14 protein-coding genes are annotated in these 17924 nt (G+C 42.0%); 7 read left to right on the forward strand and 7 right to left on the reverse strand.

Going from position 1 to position 17924, the window contains the following annotated elements; genetic code table 11:
* Positions 1–36: 36 nt before the first annotated feature.
* From nqrF to ABFY09_RS00575, 6 genes are read right to left on the reverse strand one after another with little or no spacing between them, the layout of a single operon-like run.
* On the reverse strand, positions 37–1263 hold the full coding sequence (gene nqrF / locus ABFY09_RS00550) for an NADH:ubiquinone reductase (Na(+)-transporting) subunit F (protein ID WP_347982341.1): 1227 nt from the start codon (positions 1261–1263) through the stop codon (positions 37–39).
* A 42-nt stretch (positions 1264–1305) separates the two neighbouring features.
* On the reverse strand, positions 1306–1914 hold the full coding sequence (gene nqrE, locus ABFY09_RS00555) for an NADH:ubiquinone reductase (Na(+)-transporting) subunit E (protein ID WP_191594952.1): 609 nt from the start codon (positions 1912–1914) through the stop codon (positions 1306–1308).
* Positions 1915–2577, reverse strand: coding sequence for an NADH:ubiquinone reductase (Na(+)-transporting) subunit D (locus ABFY09_RS00560; protein WP_347982342.1), 663 nt, complete (start codon positions 2575–2577; stop codon positions 1915–1917).
* Positions 2577–3377: a Na(+)-translocating NADH-quinone reductase subunit C gene (locus ABFY09_RS00565; RefSeq protein WP_347982343.1), complete on the reverse strand. Its 801-nt coding sequence runs from the start codon at positions 3375–3377 to the stop codon at positions 2577–2579. The genes ABFY09_RS00560 and ABFY09_RS00565 overlap by 1 nt, the downstream gene beginning before the upstream one ends.
* Positions 3370–4566 carry an NADH:ubiquinone reductase (Na(+)-transporting) subunit B gene (locus ABFY09_RS00570; RefSeq protein ID WP_347982344.1) on the reverse strand — a complete coding sequence of 399 codons (1197 nt, stop codon included), beginning with the start codon at positions 4564–4566 and terminating at the stop codon, positions 3370–3372. Before ABFY09_RS00570 ends, ABFY09_RS00565 begins: the two co-directional genes overlap by 8 nt.
* A gap of 3 nt (positions 4567–4569) precedes the next feature.
* A complete protein-coding gene (locus ABFY09_RS00575) occupies positions 4570–5907 on the reverse strand; it encodes a Na(+)-translocating NADH-quinone reductase subunit A (protein WP_347982345.1) in 1338 nt (445 codons plus the stop codon).
* A gap of 444 nt (positions 5908–6351) precedes the next feature.
* On the opposite strand from ABFY09_RS00575, the gene folX reads away from it, so the two are divergent.
* From folX to ABFY09_RS00590, 3 genes are read left to right on the forward strand one after another with little or no spacing between them, the layout of a single operon-like run.
* Complete coding sequence (folX, locus tag ABFY09_RS00580) at positions 6352–6720, forward strand: dihydroneopterin triphosphate 2'-epimerase (RefSeq protein ID WP_347982548.1); 369 nt, start codon at positions 6352–6354, stop codon at positions 6718–6720.
* 1 nt (position 6721) lies between these two features.
* The gene (gene mfd, locus ABFY09_RS00585; RefSeq protein WP_347982346.1) at positions 6722–10135 is read left to right on the forward strand and encodes a transcription-repair coupling factor; all 3414 of its coding nucleotides are present in this window, start codon (positions 6722–6724) and stop codon (positions 10133–10135) included.
* Entirely contained in the window at positions 10132–10953 is an 822-nt protein-coding gene (locus ABFY09_RS00590; protein WP_347982347.1) for a hypothetical protein, read from the forward strand. The genes mfd and ABFY09_RS00590 overlap by 4 nt, the downstream gene beginning before the upstream one ends.
* A gap of 87 nt (positions 10954–11040) precedes the next feature.
* Here the strand turns inward: ABFY09_RS00590 and sohB are convergent, their stop codons facing one another.
* Positions 11041–12084 carry a protease SohB gene (gene sohB / locus ABFY09_RS00595; RefSeq protein WP_347982348.1) on the reverse strand — a complete coding sequence of 348 codons (1044 nt, stop codon included), beginning with the start codon at positions 12082–12084 and terminating at the stop codon, positions 11041–11043.
* Between the two features lie 165 nt (positions 12085–12249).
* Here sohB and nhaB point away from each other — a divergent pair, with 165 nt between their 5' ends.
* The 4 genes from nhaB to ABFY09_RS00615 all read left to right on the forward strand — a co-directional run bounded on the left by nhaB (position 12250) and on the right by ABFY09_RS00615 (position 17917).
* The gene (nhaB, locus tag ABFY09_RS00600) at positions 12250–13752 is read left to right on the forward strand and encodes a sodium/proton antiporter NhaB (protein ID WP_347982349.1); all 1503 of its coding nucleotides are present in this window, start codon (positions 12250–12252) and stop codon (positions 13750–13752) included.
* 159 nt (positions 13753–13911) lie between these two features.
* Entirely contained in the window at positions 13912–15525 is a 1614-nt protein-coding gene (locus tag ABFY09_RS00605; protein WP_347982350.1) for an NAD(P)/FAD-dependent oxidoreductase, read from the forward strand.
* A 196-nt stretch (positions 15526–15721) separates the two neighbouring features.
* Positions 15722–16186, forward strand: coding sequence for an Lrp/AsnC family transcriptional regulator (locus ABFY09_RS00610; protein WP_347982351.1), 465 nt, complete (start codon positions 15722–15724; stop codon positions 16184–16186).
* Positions 16187–16234: 48 nt separating this feature from the next.
* Positions 16235–17917, forward strand: coding sequence for an aminotransferase class V-fold PLP-dependent enzyme (locus ABFY09_RS00615; RefSeq protein ID WP_347982352.1), 1683 nt, complete (start codon positions 16235–16237; stop codon positions 17915–17917).
* Positions 17918–17924 lie beyond the last annotated feature (7 nt).

A 17924-nucleotide genomic window follows, 5' to 3' on the forward strand; every position in this document is an offset into this window, starting at 1 on the left:
TAAAGACCCACCAATTGGTGGGTCTTTATTTAGATACTAGCCGCCGAAATCATCAAGCAAGATGTTTTCTTTTTCTACACCTAGATCCTCTAGCATTTGAATCACCGAAGCGTTCATCATTGGAGGTCCACACATGTAGAACTCACAATCTTCTGGTGCTGGGTGATCTTTCAAGTAATTCTCATATAGAACATTATGAATAAAGCCCGTCTTACCTTCCCAATTATCTTCAGGTTGTGGGTCAGATAAAGCTAAATGCCACTCAAAGTTATCATTCTCTTCTTGTAGCTTGTCATACTCTTCCATATAGAATGCTTCACGCATACTACGAGCACCGTACCAGAAAGACATCTTACGCTTAGAGTTAAGACGTTTAAGTTGGTCAAAAATGTGCGAGCGCATTGGCGCCATACCCGCACCACCGCCAACAAAAACCATTTCTGCTTCAGTGTCTTTAGCGAAGAACTCACCAAATGGACCGTACACTTTGATCTTGTCGCCTGGTTTCAAGCTGAAGACGTAAGAAGACATCTGACCTGGAGGTAAATCATCTTTACCAGGTGGTGGCGAAGCAATACGAATATTAAACTTCACAAGACCTTTTTCTTCAGGGTAGTTTGCCATTGAATAAGCACGGATAACAGTTTCATCAACTTTAGAAGTAAACTTCCATAGGTTGAATTTATCCCAATCACCTCTGTACTCTTCTTCAATATCAAAGTCTTTGTAATGCACTGTATGAGCTGGCGCTTCAAGCTGAACATAACCACCTGCACGGAAGTCTACGTTCTCACCTTCAGGAAGCTTCAACGTTAACTCTTTAATAAAAGTAGCTACGTTCGGGTTTGACTCAACCGTACATTCCCACGCTTTAACACCGAATACTTCTTCAGGAACCTCTACATCCATATCTTGCTTAACAGCAACCTGACAGGATAGACGGTAACCTTCTTTTTCATCTCGGCGAGTAAAGTGAGACTGCTCTGTCGATAGCATAGAGCCTCCACCACTTGTCACTTTACATTTACATTGGGCACAAGTACCACCCCCGCCGCAAGCAGATGATAGAAAAATCCCACTGTTTGCCAAAGTTTGAAGTAATTTACCGCCCGCTGGAGCAGTAACTTCTTTTTCACCATTGATGCGAATTGTAACGTCACCAGTACTTACCAAACGAGCACGAGCAGCAAGGATAATTGCCACTAGCGCAAGTACGATAGCTGTGAACATCACCACACCTAGAATAATCTCTAAGTTGACCATGTTAGTTAAACCTTATTCTTGGTTGTCCCACTGTGCAGCAAGTTAAAGCTGCACACCAGAAAATGACATGAAACCTAAACTCATTAGACCAACAGTAATGAACGTAATACCAAGACCACGTAAACCTGCAGGAACATCTGAATACTTAAGTTTCTCCCGAATACCAGCAAGCGCTGCAATAGCAAGCGCCCAACCAACACCAGCACCTACACCGTACACAAGACTTTCACTGAAGTTGTAATCACGCTCTACCATGAACAACGAAGCACCCATGATTGCGCAGTTTACAGTGATAAGAGGCAAAAACACGCCCAATGCGTTGTACAACGCAGGCATATATTTATCTAATGTCATTTCTAAAATCTGAACTACTGCAGCAATAACACCAATGTAGCTCAACAAACCTAGGAAGCTAAGATCAACACCCGGCAAGCCTGCCCAATCAAGTGCACCATCTACCAAAAGGTTCTGATACAACAAGTTGTTCAAAGGAACTGTGATCGCCAAAACAACTACAACGGCAATACCCAAACCAATTGCTGTTTCTACTTTCTTAGACAACGCCAAAAAAGTACACATACCTAGAAAAAAGGCCAAAGCCATGTTCTCTACGAAAACAGCCTTAATAAATAGACTTATATAATGTTCCATTTATAGCGCCTCCTGAGCACGTGAGTTGGCAGCAATCTTATATTCTGGCTCTTCAACTTGCTCAGTTTTGTAGGCACGTAACGCCCAAATAACCAAACCAATAACGAAGAAAGCACTTGGTGGCAACAACATTAGGCCATTAGGCTGATACCAACCACCATTCTGAATAGTCGTAAAGATTTCAACTCCAAACAGCTTACCTGCACCCAACAACTCACGAAAAATAGCCACGATGATCAACATTGCGCTATAACCCAAGCCATTACCGATACCGTCAAGGAAACTCATCACTGGACCGTTTTTCATAGCGAAGGCTTCAGCACGCCCCATTACGATACAGTTGGTGATAATCAAACCCACGAAAACGGAAAGCTGCTTACTGATTTCAAAAGCAAAAGCCTTCAATACCTGATCAACCACAATTACCAAAGAAGCAATAATGATCATTTGAACAATGATACGAATACTGTTTGGAATATGATTACGAATAATAGCAATGAAGAAACTAGAAAAAGCCGTTACCAAGGTAAGGGCAATCGCCATTACCAAACTAACACTTAAACTACTCGTTACCGCCAAAGCAGAACAAATACCCAAAATTTGCAAAGCAATTGGGTTGTTCGCAAGAATTGGCCCAAAAAGGACTTCTTTCACATTAGACATTATTGAACTCCTTCGCTACGTAGCACTGACAAGAAAGGGCCAAAGCCTTCTTCGCCTAACCAGTATTGAACAAGGTTTGTAACACCACGACTTGTTAATGTGGCGCCAGACAACCCGTCTACTTTATGAATTGCTTGTGGATCAGCACTGTCTACACCACCTTTAGCAAGCTGAATAACAGCTTCACCTTGGTCATTATAAACTTTTTTACCTTCCCACAAAGCTTTCCAGTTAGGGTTATCAACTTCACCACCTAACCCAGGCGTTTCACCTTGGTCATAGAAGCCAAAACCGATAACAGTATCAAAGTCATTTTCTAGTGCGATAAAACCGTACATAGTTGACCACAACCCGTAACCATGAACAGGTAGGATTACACGGTCAATGTCAGCATCAGATTTCACCAAATAAACAGAAGCAAACTTAGCACGACGCTTAATACTTGCAGGATCATCTGCACCAGCGAGAGCAACAGACAAGGCTGGATCTTTAGCTGCAGCTTGCTGATCATAAGTATCTGGAGAAACACCTGCAGCATCAAGCTCTGCTTGAGTTGCAAAAACACCTGTTTCAAGGTTTACAAGGCGCGTTTCAATTCTCTCGAACACTTCATCAACAGACGTTGAAGCATCCAACATATTTGCCGCAGACAAGATATTACGCTTACGGTCTAAGTCTTTGTTCGCGCTCTGTATTGGCTTTAAACCTACCGCTGCTGCTGCAACAAATATAGAACATACTAGACATAGAGCCAAAGCGACCGTAATGGTTTTTTGAATACTATCGTTATTGCTAGCCATTGCGTGCAATCCTCCGTTTAATGTTCGCCTGAACAATAAAGTGATCTATGAAGGGCGCAAATAAGTTCGCAAACAAAATCGCCAACATCATACCTTCTGGATACGCTGGGTTTACTACGCGAATCAGAACAACCATGACACCAATCAAAGCTCCATAGAACCATTTGCCACGGCTTGTCATAGAAGCTGAAACTGGATCCGTTGCCATGTACATCATACCGAATGCAAAGCCACCTAAAACAAGGTGCCAGTACCAAGGCGTAGAGAACATAGGATTCGTTTCGGAACCAATCATATTGAATAATGAAGAGGTAACAACCATACCCAAGAACACACCAGCAACGATACGCCAAGCGGCAATACGCATTACTAACAGAGCACCACCACCGATCAAGATTGCAAGAGTCGATGTTTCACCCATGGATCCTTGAATAAAACCAAAGAAGGCATCTTGCCAAGCAACGGTTAAACCAGCAACACCATCAGCAGCCAATTGGCTTAATGCTGTTGCACCAGAGAAGCCGTCGATTGCAGTCCAAACCGCATCGCCAGACATAGACGCTGGGTAAGCGAAGAACAAGAAAGCACGGCCTGCAAGTGCTGGATTAAGGAAATTTTTACCTGTACCACCAAACACCTCTTTCGCTAAGACAACACCAAAAGTGATACCTAAAGCGACTTGCCATAAAGGGACAGTTGCAGGCAATGAAAGCGAGAACAGAATAGAGGTAACAAAGAAACCTTCATTCACCTCATGCTTACGAACAGAAGCAAATAAAACTTCCCAGAAGCCACCAACAGCAAAAGTAACAAGGTATACAGGCAAAAAGTACATTGCACCATAAACCATATTATCCCAGAGGCTAGACACATCGTAGTTGGTTAAACTTCCAATAATAGCGTGACGCCAAGAATCAGGCGCAGAAACACCCATTGCATCAATAGCACTGTTCGCTTGAAAACCAATATTGTACATACCAAAAAACATAGCAGGGAATGTACACATCCAAACCAAAATCATGATGCGTTTCATATCAACAGCATCACGAACGTGAGAACCATTTTTAGTAACAGAACTTGGACGGTAAAAAATAGTATCTACTGCTTCAAAAAGCGCGTACCAGTTTTCGTATTTTCCACCTTTGTGAAACTCAGGTTCTATTTTATCGAGTACTTTTCTAAGACCCATGAATTAACCCTCTTTCTCTATTAGAGTTAGACAATCCCGAAGGATCGGGCCGTATTCGAACTTACCTGAACAACTGTAAGTACACAAAGCCAAATCTTCATCATCTAGTTCAAGCGCACCAAGTTTCTGTGCTTGCTCAGTATCATTTACAACCAACGCACGCAGTAACTGAGTTGGTAAGATATCTAACGGCATCAGACGCTCAAAGTTACCAAGTGGCAACATGGTACGATCACTGCCATTTGTCGTTGTTGACATATCAAACGCTTTTTTACCTGTAAGCTTAGATAAGAAAACATTCATAATAGAATGCTTCTCCACACCCGCACGTAGGTAATGCATCATTTGACGCTCACGACCTTCAAGCAATACAGACACTTGAGTGTGATAACGACCTAGGAAAGCAAAAGGGCCAAACGCATTACGACCAGAAAGTACAGAACCAGAAATCACACGATTGTCACCGTCTAACAACTCGTTCACAACTAAACCTTCTAAGCTTGCACCAACTTGAGTGCGAACTAAGCGAGGCTTTTTAACTTGAGGGCCAGCGAGAGCAACAATACGCTCAGAGCTTAATTCACCAGACACAAACAATTTGCCAACGGCAACAACGTCTTGATAATTGATCGACCAAACTGTTTTCTTATCGCTTACTGGATCAAGAAAATGAATGTGTGTACCAGCAAGACCTGCTGGGTGAACACCAGCAAACTCCTCAACAGTCACATCAGCAGTTGTTGGAATTTTTGCACCTGGAGCTTTACAAAGAAACACCTTGCCTTCAGTCAAACGTGTTAACACTGTCAGACCATCAGCAAATGCTTCTGCTTGATCCGCAAGAACCGCTTCAGGGGAGGCTGCTAATGGACTAGTATCAATAGCGGTAACAAAAATAGAGTTTGGCACTGAAGCAACTTCAGGAACCTTAGAGAAAGGACGCGTACGAAATGCAGTCCACATACCTGATTCGACTAGGTTCTCAACTACTTTTTCGCGCTCCAATGATTTTAATTCAGAGCTAGAATAAGCAGCAAACGTTTCAGATTCATCGCCTTCAACATTAATCACAATCGATTGAAAAACGCGACGTTCGCCACGGTTAATGGCAGCTACCGTTCCAGAAGCAGGCGCGGTGTATTTAACACCTGCCGTCTTTTTATCTGTAAAGATAACTTGCCCTTTTTTGACCTTATCTCCTTCCTGTACCAGCATAGTAGGTTTCATACCATGGTAGTCAGGACCGATAACAGCGACTGCTGTTGCAGCGACCGCACTCTCAATCACTTGATTGGGAGCACCGGATATCGGTAGATCTAGGCCTTTTGTAATTTTAAACATATGTTCTGCCCAACAATAAATTGAACACAAAAAGCGTAATGTGCAGCGCTTACACCCCCCTCCGGGAAAACATGCATAAGCAAACAACTAACGTAAAGTTAATTGTAAAGCACAAACTCACTTCACCAAAAAACCGAAGTATTATAAAGATCATTGATCGCCTTGACTAGCGCAGGACACCGTCTTTGAGCGCCAACTTTTACTTAAAAATGAAACTTTATCCTTATCTGATGGTATATCGAACAAAAAAAGATCACTTCTTAATCATTTAATTGCACTTATTTAAAGGTAAATAAACAGTAAGTATTAAGAATTAAGAAAATCCAATACAGAGACTGGTAACGCATTCATCCTCATTACCTTGTTAAGTTGCCTTACAAGACCGAAAACAGCACAATATCCTCTCATTAAATGAGCCAATTAAGTGGAACCACTGACATGATCATGCCAGAAGCTCAAATACACATTAAAAATCTACGTTTGCGAACGTATATTGGATCCAACGAATCTGAAAAGAACAACAAGCAAGATGTTGTGATCAATGCTTGGATTCAATATCCTGCCAATCACACCTACAATACAGATAATATAGAACACGCGGTAAACTACCGCACTATTTGTAAAGCGATAATAGCCCACACAGAAAATAATCGTTTTCTTTTGCTTGAAAAACTAACAGCGGAATTACTCGACCTCTGCATGCAACAAGAGTGCGTTACTTTTGCAAAAGTCGAAGTCGAAAAACCTCATGCTTTACGCTTTGCCGACTCCGTATCTCTCACACTTTCCGCCATAAGAGAACCACAAAACTAAGATGTCCGATTCTGTATCAATTACGTCAAAACCAGGCTTTAAAAATTTAATCAACGGATTGAATGGCAGCCAGAAGGCCCTACAACTATTAGCCATTGCTGATCAGTACAAACAGCCTATTCTTTTTATGGTAGATACGGTTGCTGAACTGAACGAACTTGAAGATGAAATACAGTTCCTTAATCAAGGAAAAAAAGAGCTACTAAGATTCAGCGATTGGGAAACCCTTCCTTACGACGCTTTCTCGCCACATCAAGACATTATTTCTCAGCGATTAGAAACACTCGCAAAGATATCAGAAGCAAAGAACTCTATTATTCTCACAACCGTTGCTTCTTGTCTAACTAGACTTTGCCCAAAGCAGCACATTAATGCCCAGCACTTTCATCTACAAGAAGGGCAAGAACTGCCTCTCGAAAAACTATCGAAAAAACTTACTAGCGCCGGATATTTAAATGTCGAAAATGTTCATGGGCATGGAGAATACGCCATACGCGGCGCTTTGATGGACATTTACCCAATGGGCGCCGACAACCCAATAAGGGTAGATTGGTTCGATAATGAAATTGAATCAATTCGCTGGTTTGACCCAGAAACACAGCGCAGTATAAATAAAGTCTCAGAAATAAAAATGCTTCCGGCAAAAGAGTTTCCTACGACATCACAAGGCACTCAACAGTTCCGCCAAGCCTTTCGCGAGCGTTTTAATACCGCACCGCTTTCAAGCCCAATTTATCAAGACATCTCAAACGGTCTGATTCCAGCGGGCATTGAATATTACTTACCTTTATTTTTTGAGCAAACCTCAAGTATTTTCGACTACTTGTCAGATAATACGTTTATTATTCGCTCAGACAATTTCAACGAACAAGTCGCTAGCATCCAGCTGGACTTTCGCAGCCGCCACGAATCGCTTAACTACAACATCGAGCAACCTATTTTAGAGCCAAATGAAATTTGCTTAAAAGAAGACGAACTGTTTGCTCAATTAAACTTATTCACTAATGTAATTTTTTCAGCCGAAGGACAGCACCCGACTTATCAAGCACTTAAAAGTGTCAAAATTGATTCAAAAGCGCCTTCTCCGTTAGGAAGATTACAGAGCTTTTTAGATCAAACCAGTGCGCGGGCTCTGATCGTTGCGGAATCCGCAGGTCGCCGAGAAGTACTTTTAGAACTTCTTAAAAAACACAAGATAGTCCCAAAACAAGTCAAAGACTGGCAAGATTTTAAAAAGTCGAAGCACGCCGTCGCTATTACTGAAGGTAATATTGGCCGTGGCTTTATCATCAATGATGAGCTAGCTTTAATCGCTGAAAGTGAAATTCTGGGTGAACGCGTCTCTCAGCATCGCAGACGAAACAAGCAAAACAACATCAGTGAAGACGCTATTATTCGTAACCTCACTGAATTGCGTATGAATGCTCCCGTCGTTCATATTGATCATGGTGTCGGGCGCTATCTTGGACTCACCAATTTAAGCATTGATGGACAGGAAACCGAGCTATTAACTCTAGGCTACGCCAATGATGCTAAACTCTACGTTCCTGTTTCGTCGTTACAACTTATTTCTCGTTACACGGGTGCAGATGAAGACACAGCCCCACTTCACAAATTGGGCACAGATAAATGGAGTGCCGCAAAACAAAAAGCTGCTGAAAAAGCCCGTGATACCGCAGCTGAGCTTTTAGAAATCTACGCAAAACGCGAAGCGCGCGTGGGTTATGCTTTTGCGAAGCCGGATGATCAATACGAGTTGTTTGCAGCCGGATTTCCATTTGAAGAAACCCCAGACCAACAAATGGCCATCGATGCCGTCATGAAAGATATGTCAGCGAAAAAGCCGATGGACAGATTGGTTTGTGGTGATGTTGGTTTCGGTAAAACAGAAGTCGCCATGCGTGCTGCATTCTTAGCGGTTCAAGATGGCAAACAAGTTGCTGTACTTGTGCCAACCACCCTACTCGCTCAACAGCACTATGAAAATTTCTGCGACCGCTTTGCTGATTGGCCAGTTGAAGTTGAGCTACTCTCACGTTTCCGTTCGGGCAAACAATCTAACGCCGCCATTGATCGACTCGAACAAGGCAAAGCAGACATTGTTGTCGGCACTCACAAATTAATTCAAAGTGATATTAAATTTGCCAATCTTGGACTAGTTATCATAGATGAAGAGCACCGTTTTGGGGTGAAGCAAAAGGAGCAATTCAAAGCTCTACGAGCGGAAGTGGACATACTGACACTGACAGCTACGCCGATTCCTCGAACCCTTAACATGTCTCTTTCTGGCATACGCGATTTATCCATTATCGCTACACCACCAGCTAAACGCCTGTCGGTTAAAACTTTTGTGAAGCAAAAGGATGACCACCAAATAAAAGAAGCCATCTTGCGAGAACTCCATCGTGGCGGGCAAGTTTACTTCCTTCACAATGAAGTGCAGACAATTCAAAAAGCCGCGAAGGAATTAGAAGAACTGATTCCAGAAGCTCGTGTCATTGTTGGTCATGGCCAAATGCGTGAACGTGAACTAGAACAAGTGATGTCCGACTTTTATCACAAAAGAGCCAACGTACTGGTGTGTTCAACCATTATTGAAACAGGCATAGACATACCTAACGCTAACACCATTATCATAGAAAGAGCAGACAAGTTTGGCTTAGCGCAACTACACCAACTGCGTGGTCGCGTTGGGCGCTCACACCACCAAGCTTACGCATACTTACTAACGCCAAGCGACAGAAAAGTCACCAGTGACGCAGAGAAACGCTTAGAAGCCATTACCTTAGCGGACACTCTTGGCGCTGGCTTTACTTTGGCCACACATGACTTAGAAATACGCGGCACAGGTGAATTATTGGGCGACGGACAAAGTGGCCATATCGAACACGTCGGCTTCTCACTTTTTATGGAAATGCTTGATCGAGCTGTCGCTTCTTTGAAAAATGGCGAATCACCTGATGTCGATATATCTTCACCGGCACAAACAGACATTAACCTTCGTGTGCCAGCGCTTATTCCTGAAGACTACCTAGGTGATGTACACTCTCGATTAATACTTTATAAACGCATTGCCAGTGCGAAAACAAATGGCGAACTTAAAGATTTACAGGTAGAAATGATTGATCGATTTGGATTATTGCCTGATGCCACTAAAAACCTCTTTCGCCAAACAGAGCTAAAGCTGAAAGCAGAAAGCCTTGGTATCAACAAAATCGAGGCAAATGCGAAAGAAGGAAAAGTATTCTTCAACAGTAAAACACCTGTAGACCCAATGAAACTAATTCGGTTAATTCAAACCAAACCGGATACATACAAGCTTTCAGGGTCTGACACTTTAAGATTTATAGCAACAATGAACAGTGCCGAAGAGCGCTTCCAACAAACCACTAAAACATTGGAACTATTACATTGAAAGCCTTAACGCCGATACTTTTATCTCTTAGCCTATTAAGTACACCGCTATTTTCCGACGGCGGGGACATCAACCCAGACACCGCAAGAGCATACCAAGGCTACATGTTGTCTTTTTTATGGCCAGAGGGACAATCTAGCGAGCATATTGATTATAAAAATGTATTCACAGTAGACAATTTAATCCGTCTTCCAAAAGAAAGCATCTCAGTCACACACAATAAAGCATCAGCATCTTTTGAAAGTACACCATTTGACAACATGGAACAGAAATTAAATCGCCGAGTGACCATTCTCGCCAATAAAAAATGGACTCTTATTTTTAAAGCGCCCGGCGACACAATCAAAAAACAATTCACCAGCAAACAAGTAAAAGACGGTTATCCTGAACTGACAGGATACATCGCTATCAAACTTGGTCGTTATTTAGAATCCGACATCCACTATAAACACTACCTATTTGATAGCTTTACTCAGCCAGAGATTGACCTAGAAGCTACAAATAACAACGAGAGCAACTTATTCTCTCAAGAGACAGATAATACGAACTCTGGCGTAAAAGCGTTTGAACCCGCTCTCGTCCTTCAGCTTCACCTGTCCAATAGAACCGCGAGTAAGAAAGTGAATTACTTGGATCATCCGGCTATCGGCACGCTTCTATATTTTCAGCCTATTGAGTTGGAAGACGCCATGGCTACTATTGCTCTAGAAACCATGCCTCTTGAAACAGGAGCCAGCCTAGATTACGACGAACTACAGAGCACAAATGAGCTGTTTGAATCCAGCCCAAAAGTCGATCCTCCTTTTATTCCTCAATAAAAACAAAAAGGGCAACATCAAAAATGTTGCCCTTTTATTTTGTCCACTCGCTTTATGCCATCAACGGAACGGATGAACAAGCAGAGTTTAATAGCCTTTCGATTGAGTCAATTTACCAACCCAAGAAACCGCCTTTTGTTCAAAAGCAGAAAAAACAGATAAACCAAAACGCTCCGCCATGCCTTTTGGTTGCTTATAAGTAACCTGTATGACATCTGCGTTGTCATAATGAGAAACAAGGTAAGCATCGCTTGTCATTATCACATCAACTAGCTTATTTTCTCGGGCTTCAGAGCCATACCAAGTATCGCCCGTTGCAATATCTTCTATTTCTAACTGAGGACGCTGACTAGAAACAAAACGCTTGAACAATCCATGAGTATCTTCCAAATCTTGTTTAAATTTCTCACGACCTTCATCGGTATTTTTGCCCAACATAGTCAGAGTTCGCTTATAGCGACCAGCCGTATGAAGCTCAACATCGATCAAGCTTTTATCAAGCAATCTATGTACGTTAGGAACCTGCGCAACCACACCAATAGAACCTAGAATCGCAAATGGTGCAGCAATAATTTTGTCGGCCACACAAGCCATCATGTAACCACCACTGGCCGCCACTTTATCTACACAAACAGTAAGAGGAATATTAGCCTCGCGAATACGTTGCAATTGAGACGCAGCCAAACCATAACCATGAACAACCCCACCACCACTTTCTAAACGCACAACCACTTCGTCTTGAGGTTTAGCAACACTTAATACAGCCGTGATCTCTTCACGCATAGAAGTCACAGCAGACGCTTTAATATCACCGTCAAAATCCAAGACATATAGGCGTTTCTTTTCTTCCGCTATAACCTCTTCTTTCGCTGCTTTCTTATGTGCTTTCTTTTCTAACTTTGCTGCTTTTTTCTTTTCTTTTTCTTTGTTTTTAAGGTCTTTTTTATCTAATAACTGGCAGTCTAACTCCGCCTTCATGGCATCGTAGCTTTCATTTAACTTGGTAACAGATAAACTACCTGGTTGAGTTTTACGTTTTCCGCTGGCAATCATGGCCAAGATAACGACAATAAAAATGCCAATACTGATGAGCTTTAACAAAAAGCCCACATAGTCAGTTAAAAATTCCAATCTTATATTCCTCTAAATAATTCTAAGTTACTGAGATAATGGGGCTATTCGCGCAAATAACAACATCTATTGCTCATTAATCGTTATAGATAGTCCCTTACTTATCACTTATTATCTGCGCACTTTCAAAATAGATAGAAATAATGCTTTTAAAAGGAGCAAGAAATGAAGACCTCTTTGTCACAGGCGCTTGGCAATAACTTTTTGGGAAGTTCTCCCTTATGGTACAAACAAGCTGTGATCGCTTTTCTTATTATCAACCCTATCGCAGTAATCACGCTCGGCCCTTTCGTCACTGGCTGGCTGCTCATTATTGAGTTTATATTCACTCTTGGTATGGCACTTAAATGCTATCCTCTTCAACCTGGTGGATTAATTGCCATTCAAGCTGTTTTATTAGGATTAACCACATCCGACGGCGTATACCATGAAGTTGTTAAAAACTTCGATGTAGTCTTGCTATTAATGTTCATGGTAGCTGGCATCTACTTCATGCAAGACATGCTGTTGTTTATCTTCAACAAATTACTTATTAAGATACGCTCTAAGGTCTTTATTTCTCTAGTATTTAGTTTTACTGCTGCTTTGTTATCAGCTTTTCTTGATGCTCTTACCGTTACTGCGGTACTCATCAGTGTCAGTGTCGGGTTTTATTCTGTTTACCATAAAGTTGCATCTGACCAGCCACCAAACAGTAAACATAATCCAAACAGCGATGACAACATCTTGCCTGTTAATCAAAAAGATTTAGCTGAATTTCGCTCTTTCTTACGCAGCTTGCTCATGCATGGCGCAATAGGAACTGCCTTAGGTGGTGTTTCAACTCTGGTTGGCGAACCTCAAAACCTGCTTATTGCAAAAGTAGCAGGCTGGGACTTTGTGGACTTCTTTTTGCGCGTAGCTCCTATTTCTATGCCTGTATTGGCCTGTGGCTTGCTTACGGTCATTGCTTTGGAAAAAACAAAATGGTTTGACTATGGTGCGCACCTGCCTGAAAACGTACGCAACATACTGAAAAATTTCGAAGAAGAAGAGTCTAAAAAAAGCACGAACAAGCATAAGGCTCAGTTAATTATTCAAGGTATTGTCGCCATCGTTCTGATACTTTCACTGGCCTTTCACGTTGCGGAAGTTGGCCTAGTCGGATTGATGATTATCGTCTTATTAACAGCATTTAATGGCGTCATCGAAGAACATCAAATCGGCCACGCTTTTGAAGAAGCTCTGCCGTTTACTGCATTGTTGGTTGTCTTCTTCACCATTGTTTCGGTTATTCATGAGCAGCATTTATTTCAACCTATTATTGATGTTGTATTGAATATGCCAACCCACTCGCAGCCCATCATGTTCTTTATTGCGAACGGCATTTTGTCCGCGATCAGTGATAATGTCTTTGTAGCGACCGTTTATATTGGAGAAGTCAAAGCAGCTCTGGATGCAGGCACTATTAGTCGTGAGCATTTTGAAACATTGGCTGTCGCCATTAACACAGGAACCAACTTACCAAGTGTAGCGACACCAAATGGTCAAGCGGCTTTCCTATTCTTGCTGACCTCTGCCATTGCACCGTTACTAAGGTTATCCTACGGTAAAATGGTTTGGATGGCTTTACCGTACACCATAGTACTTAGCTTGGTTGGCGGCTTTTGTGTTGTCTATTTTCTATAACTAAACCAAGTCATCAATAAAAGAGGCTGCTAATTTCTATTCGATATCAGCGGCCTCTTTTATTTCACCTCATAAAAATATCGACAACAGCTTTTTCATTAAAAATGTCGTATTATCCCCCGTTATTACCCATTGACTCAGCATTCTAAATTGACTCCTATGATACGACTTTCCAATATTCAGCTTCCTCTTGATCACAATGACACGGCACTAAAAGACAGCATTTTATCCATACTAAAAATTTCAGCAGATCAATTACTGAGCTTTAATGTATTTCGCCGTGGTTATGATGCTCGAAAAAAGACCAACATCATGCTGATCTACACCTTGGATATTGATACTACTTGCAACCAAGAACTACTTGAAAATTTTGCAGATCACCAACAGGTGAAAAAAACACCTGACTTGGACTATCACCCTGTAGCGCAAGCGCCGAAGGGTTTGACCGAACGCCCTATTGTTATTGGCTTTGGGCCATGTGGTTTATTGGCTGGATTGGTACTCGCTCAAATGGGTTACAAACCTATTATTTTGGAACGCGGCAAAGAAGTTCGAGAACGCACCAAAGATACTTTCGGCTTTTGGCGTAAAAAAATATTGAACACTGAATCTAACGTGCAGTTTGGTGAAGGTGGCGCAGGGACTTTTTCTGACGGCAAGCTTTATAGCCAAGTCAAAGATCCAAAACAATACAGTCGAAAAGTGTTGAACGAGTTTGTCATCGCTGGCGCACCAGACGAGATTCTTTACGTCAGTAAACCTCACATAGGCACCTTCAAATTGGTTGCTATGGTGGAAAAAATGCGTGCGCAAATCATCGAGCTAGGCGGTGAAATTCGCTTCAGTGCCCGGGTTGATGATTTGCATATTGAGAATGGTCAAATCACTGGCGTTAGCCTTGCCGACGGAGAGCAGTTACATTCAAGCCATATTGCCATCGCCATTGGTCATAGCGCTCGCGATACTTTCGAAATGATTCATAACAAAGGTGTTTACATTGAAGCTAAGCCGTTTTCTGTTGGCTTTCGAATCGAGCACGAACAATCTGTCATCGATAAAGCCCGCTTTGGCCCAAATGCAGGTAATGAAATTCTCGGTGCAGCGGATTACAAACTGGTTCATCATTGCAAAAATGGCCGCTCTGTTTACAGTTTCTGTATGTGTCCAGGTGGAACCGTAGTTGCCGCCACATCAGAAGAGAATCGTGTTGTGACCAACGGCATGAGCCAATACTCACGTAACGAGCGCAACGCCAACAGCGCCATTGTAGTGGGCATTGACCCGAATGATTATCCAGGTGGACCATTAGCTGGCATTGAATTCCAACGTAAATTAGAAAGTCATGCTTATGTTATGGGCGGGAGTAATTATGATGCTCCAGCACAAACCGTTGGCGCCTTTTTAAGAAACGAAACACCGGAAGAACTTGGAAGCGTTACACCTTCTTTTAAACCAGGCATCAAACTCACAAATCTGGCAGACGCTTTACCTGACTTCTGCATCGAAGCCATTCGCGAAGCCATTCCAGCGTTCAATAAAAAGATTCGCGGATTTGCCTTCGATGATGCGTTGTTAACCGGCGTAGAAACACGAACATCCGCACCAATTAACATCAAACGCGACCCAGAACGCTTAGAAAGTATCAATACTAAAGGCTTATACCCAGCTGGTGAAGGCGCAGGCTACGCTGGAGGAATTATGTCTGCTGCTATAGACGGAATTAAAATCGCAGAAGCCATGGCGCTGAGTATTAACGCCAAGTACGCACATTAAAAAGCAAAATATCCTCAATAAAGCGCATCTGATTTTCAGAATGCGCTTTTTTTTGACTTTTTTCACCTTTTTTTCGACAGAATTGAAAATCAACATTCCCTTTTTTTAACTCTCTAAGGAATTAAGTTCCCAGTCATTCCATAAAACCAAATGATATGAAAAAATATACTCAAAATACAAACATAAAGAGAACAAAATGGACATAGATAACGTAGATTTGCAACTACTTGCCTTAATTCAAAGCGATGATAGTATTTCAACCGAAGCCATGGCCAAGCAAGTTGGTTTGTCGAAAACACCTTGTTGGAGACGCATTCAAAAACTCGAAAAAGCCGGATTTATCAAACGCCGCGTCGCTTTGTTGGACGCAGACAAATTAGGGTTGGGCGTTTCTGTTTTTGTACAAGTTAAAACCAATCAACACGATGCCAATTGGGCCATTGAATTTGCACATGTCGTGGCCGAGTTTCCAGAAGTCGTGGAGTTTTATCGAATGGCAGGAGACTACGATTACTTACTTCGAGTCTTGGTAAAAGACATTCCGTCTTATGACAAATTTTATAAACGATTAATCAGTGCAACCGCTTTAACAGACGTGACATCTAACTTCGCCATGGAACAAATTAAATGGACAACGGAGTTACCTTTACCCAGCGAGTAAAGGCTAAGACATCTTGTTTGCTAAGGCTATCGCTAAAAAGGACAAAACATGCCGACAGCAACATTAGTCAAAACAGAAGCTCACAGTGAAAACCAGAACTCTCTATTGGCCCGTATTTACGAGGGTGTTATCGGCAAAAACAGCCAAATCACTACTCCATTTGGTCTGAGACAACTGACTTATGCTGACTACACCGCTTCTGGTCGCAGCTTAGACTTTATTGAAGATGCCATTCAGCAGCATGTTCTACCTTTTTACGCGAATACACATACAGAAGCGAATGCAACAGGCCAACAAACCACGGCTTTTCGCGAGCAAGCTCGAGACCAAATCCGCGCCGCCGTCAATGCCAGCAGTAAAGATCTCGTTATGTTTTGTGGTAGTGGCGCAACCAGCGCGGTCAATACACTTATCACTCAATTAGGTCTACGTAGTTTATCACCAGAAGAAAAATCCAACGTCTGTATTTTCATTGGCCCATATGAACATCACTCCAATGAGTTACCTTGGCGCGAACTGGGTATCAATTTGATTCGAATTTCTGAAGCCAAAGAAGGCGATGTTTGCCTTAATGATTTAGAACGACAACTACAAGCCAATCAAGGAAAACGTCTCATTGGCAGTTTCAGTGCTGCTTCAAACGTCACAGGCATACTTTGTAAGCAAGACAATATTACTGCGCTTTTACATCGTTACAATGCGGTTTCTTTTTGGGACTTTGCTGCAGCGGCACCTTATGTTGAATTAGATATGAACCCGCAAGCAGATCCCAAAATAGCGAAAGACGCGATGTTCTTTTCCACTCATAAATTCATTGGAGGACCTGGCACACCTGGCATTTTGGTTGTTAAAAGAGCCATTATCGAAAACCAAAAACCAAGCCTTGTTGGTGGTGGAACCGTCTCTTTTGTCACGCCCAATGATCATACTTTTTTACCTATTGGAGAACGTCGAGAAGAAGGTGGAACACCTGGTATTGTTGAATCCATTCGTGCAGGCTTGGTCTTCCAACTTAAACAAGCGGTTGGAGCAAAAACAATAGAAACGCGCGAGCATGAATTGGTTGAAATGATAAACAATAGATGGCGTAAGAATCCACTAATTGAACGATTAGGTCATCAAGAAGCCGCTCGTTTATCTATTACCGCATTTCGCATCAAAACAGATCATGGCTATTTGCACCATGGTTTTGTTACCGCCCTACTTAATGATCTATTTGGCGTACAAGTTCGTGGTGGCTGCTCCTGCGCTGGTCCATACGGACATCAGTTATTAAACATTAATGAGCAAGAATCAAAACGCATTCAAGAAGCCATAAAGCAAGGCGAGAAACTAGTAAAACCAGGCTGGGTTCGTTTCAACCTAAATTACTTTTTAGATAATGCTGAAGCCAGTTTCATTTTAGATTGCATTGATTTTGTGGCGAAATATGGCTTAACCATTTTGCCTTATTATGCTTACGACCAAGGCGCTGATTTATGGCATTTTCAAGGAGAAACCACCTATCCAAAAGCGCTATCAGATTTGCTCTGTCAATCTCTAAAGCAATCTGAAAACACCCTACATAACCAAGCAGAAAACAAAAAAGAAAGTAACAGAAGCCTCTACTTTAAAGAAGCATTAAAAACTGTTCAACAATGCAAATCTGGCCACTTCAGCATTCAAGAACAGCCTTTTAATACAAGTTTTAGCGACCTAAAGCGTTTTGTATTGGCTCAAGATCTTCTATAAAAAGCGA

The organism is Marinomonas sp. 5E14-1, from assembly GCF_039939215.1.
Classification (GTDB): domain Bacteria; phylum Pseudomonadota; class Gammaproteobacteria; order Pseudomonadales; family Marinomonadaceae; genus Marinomonas.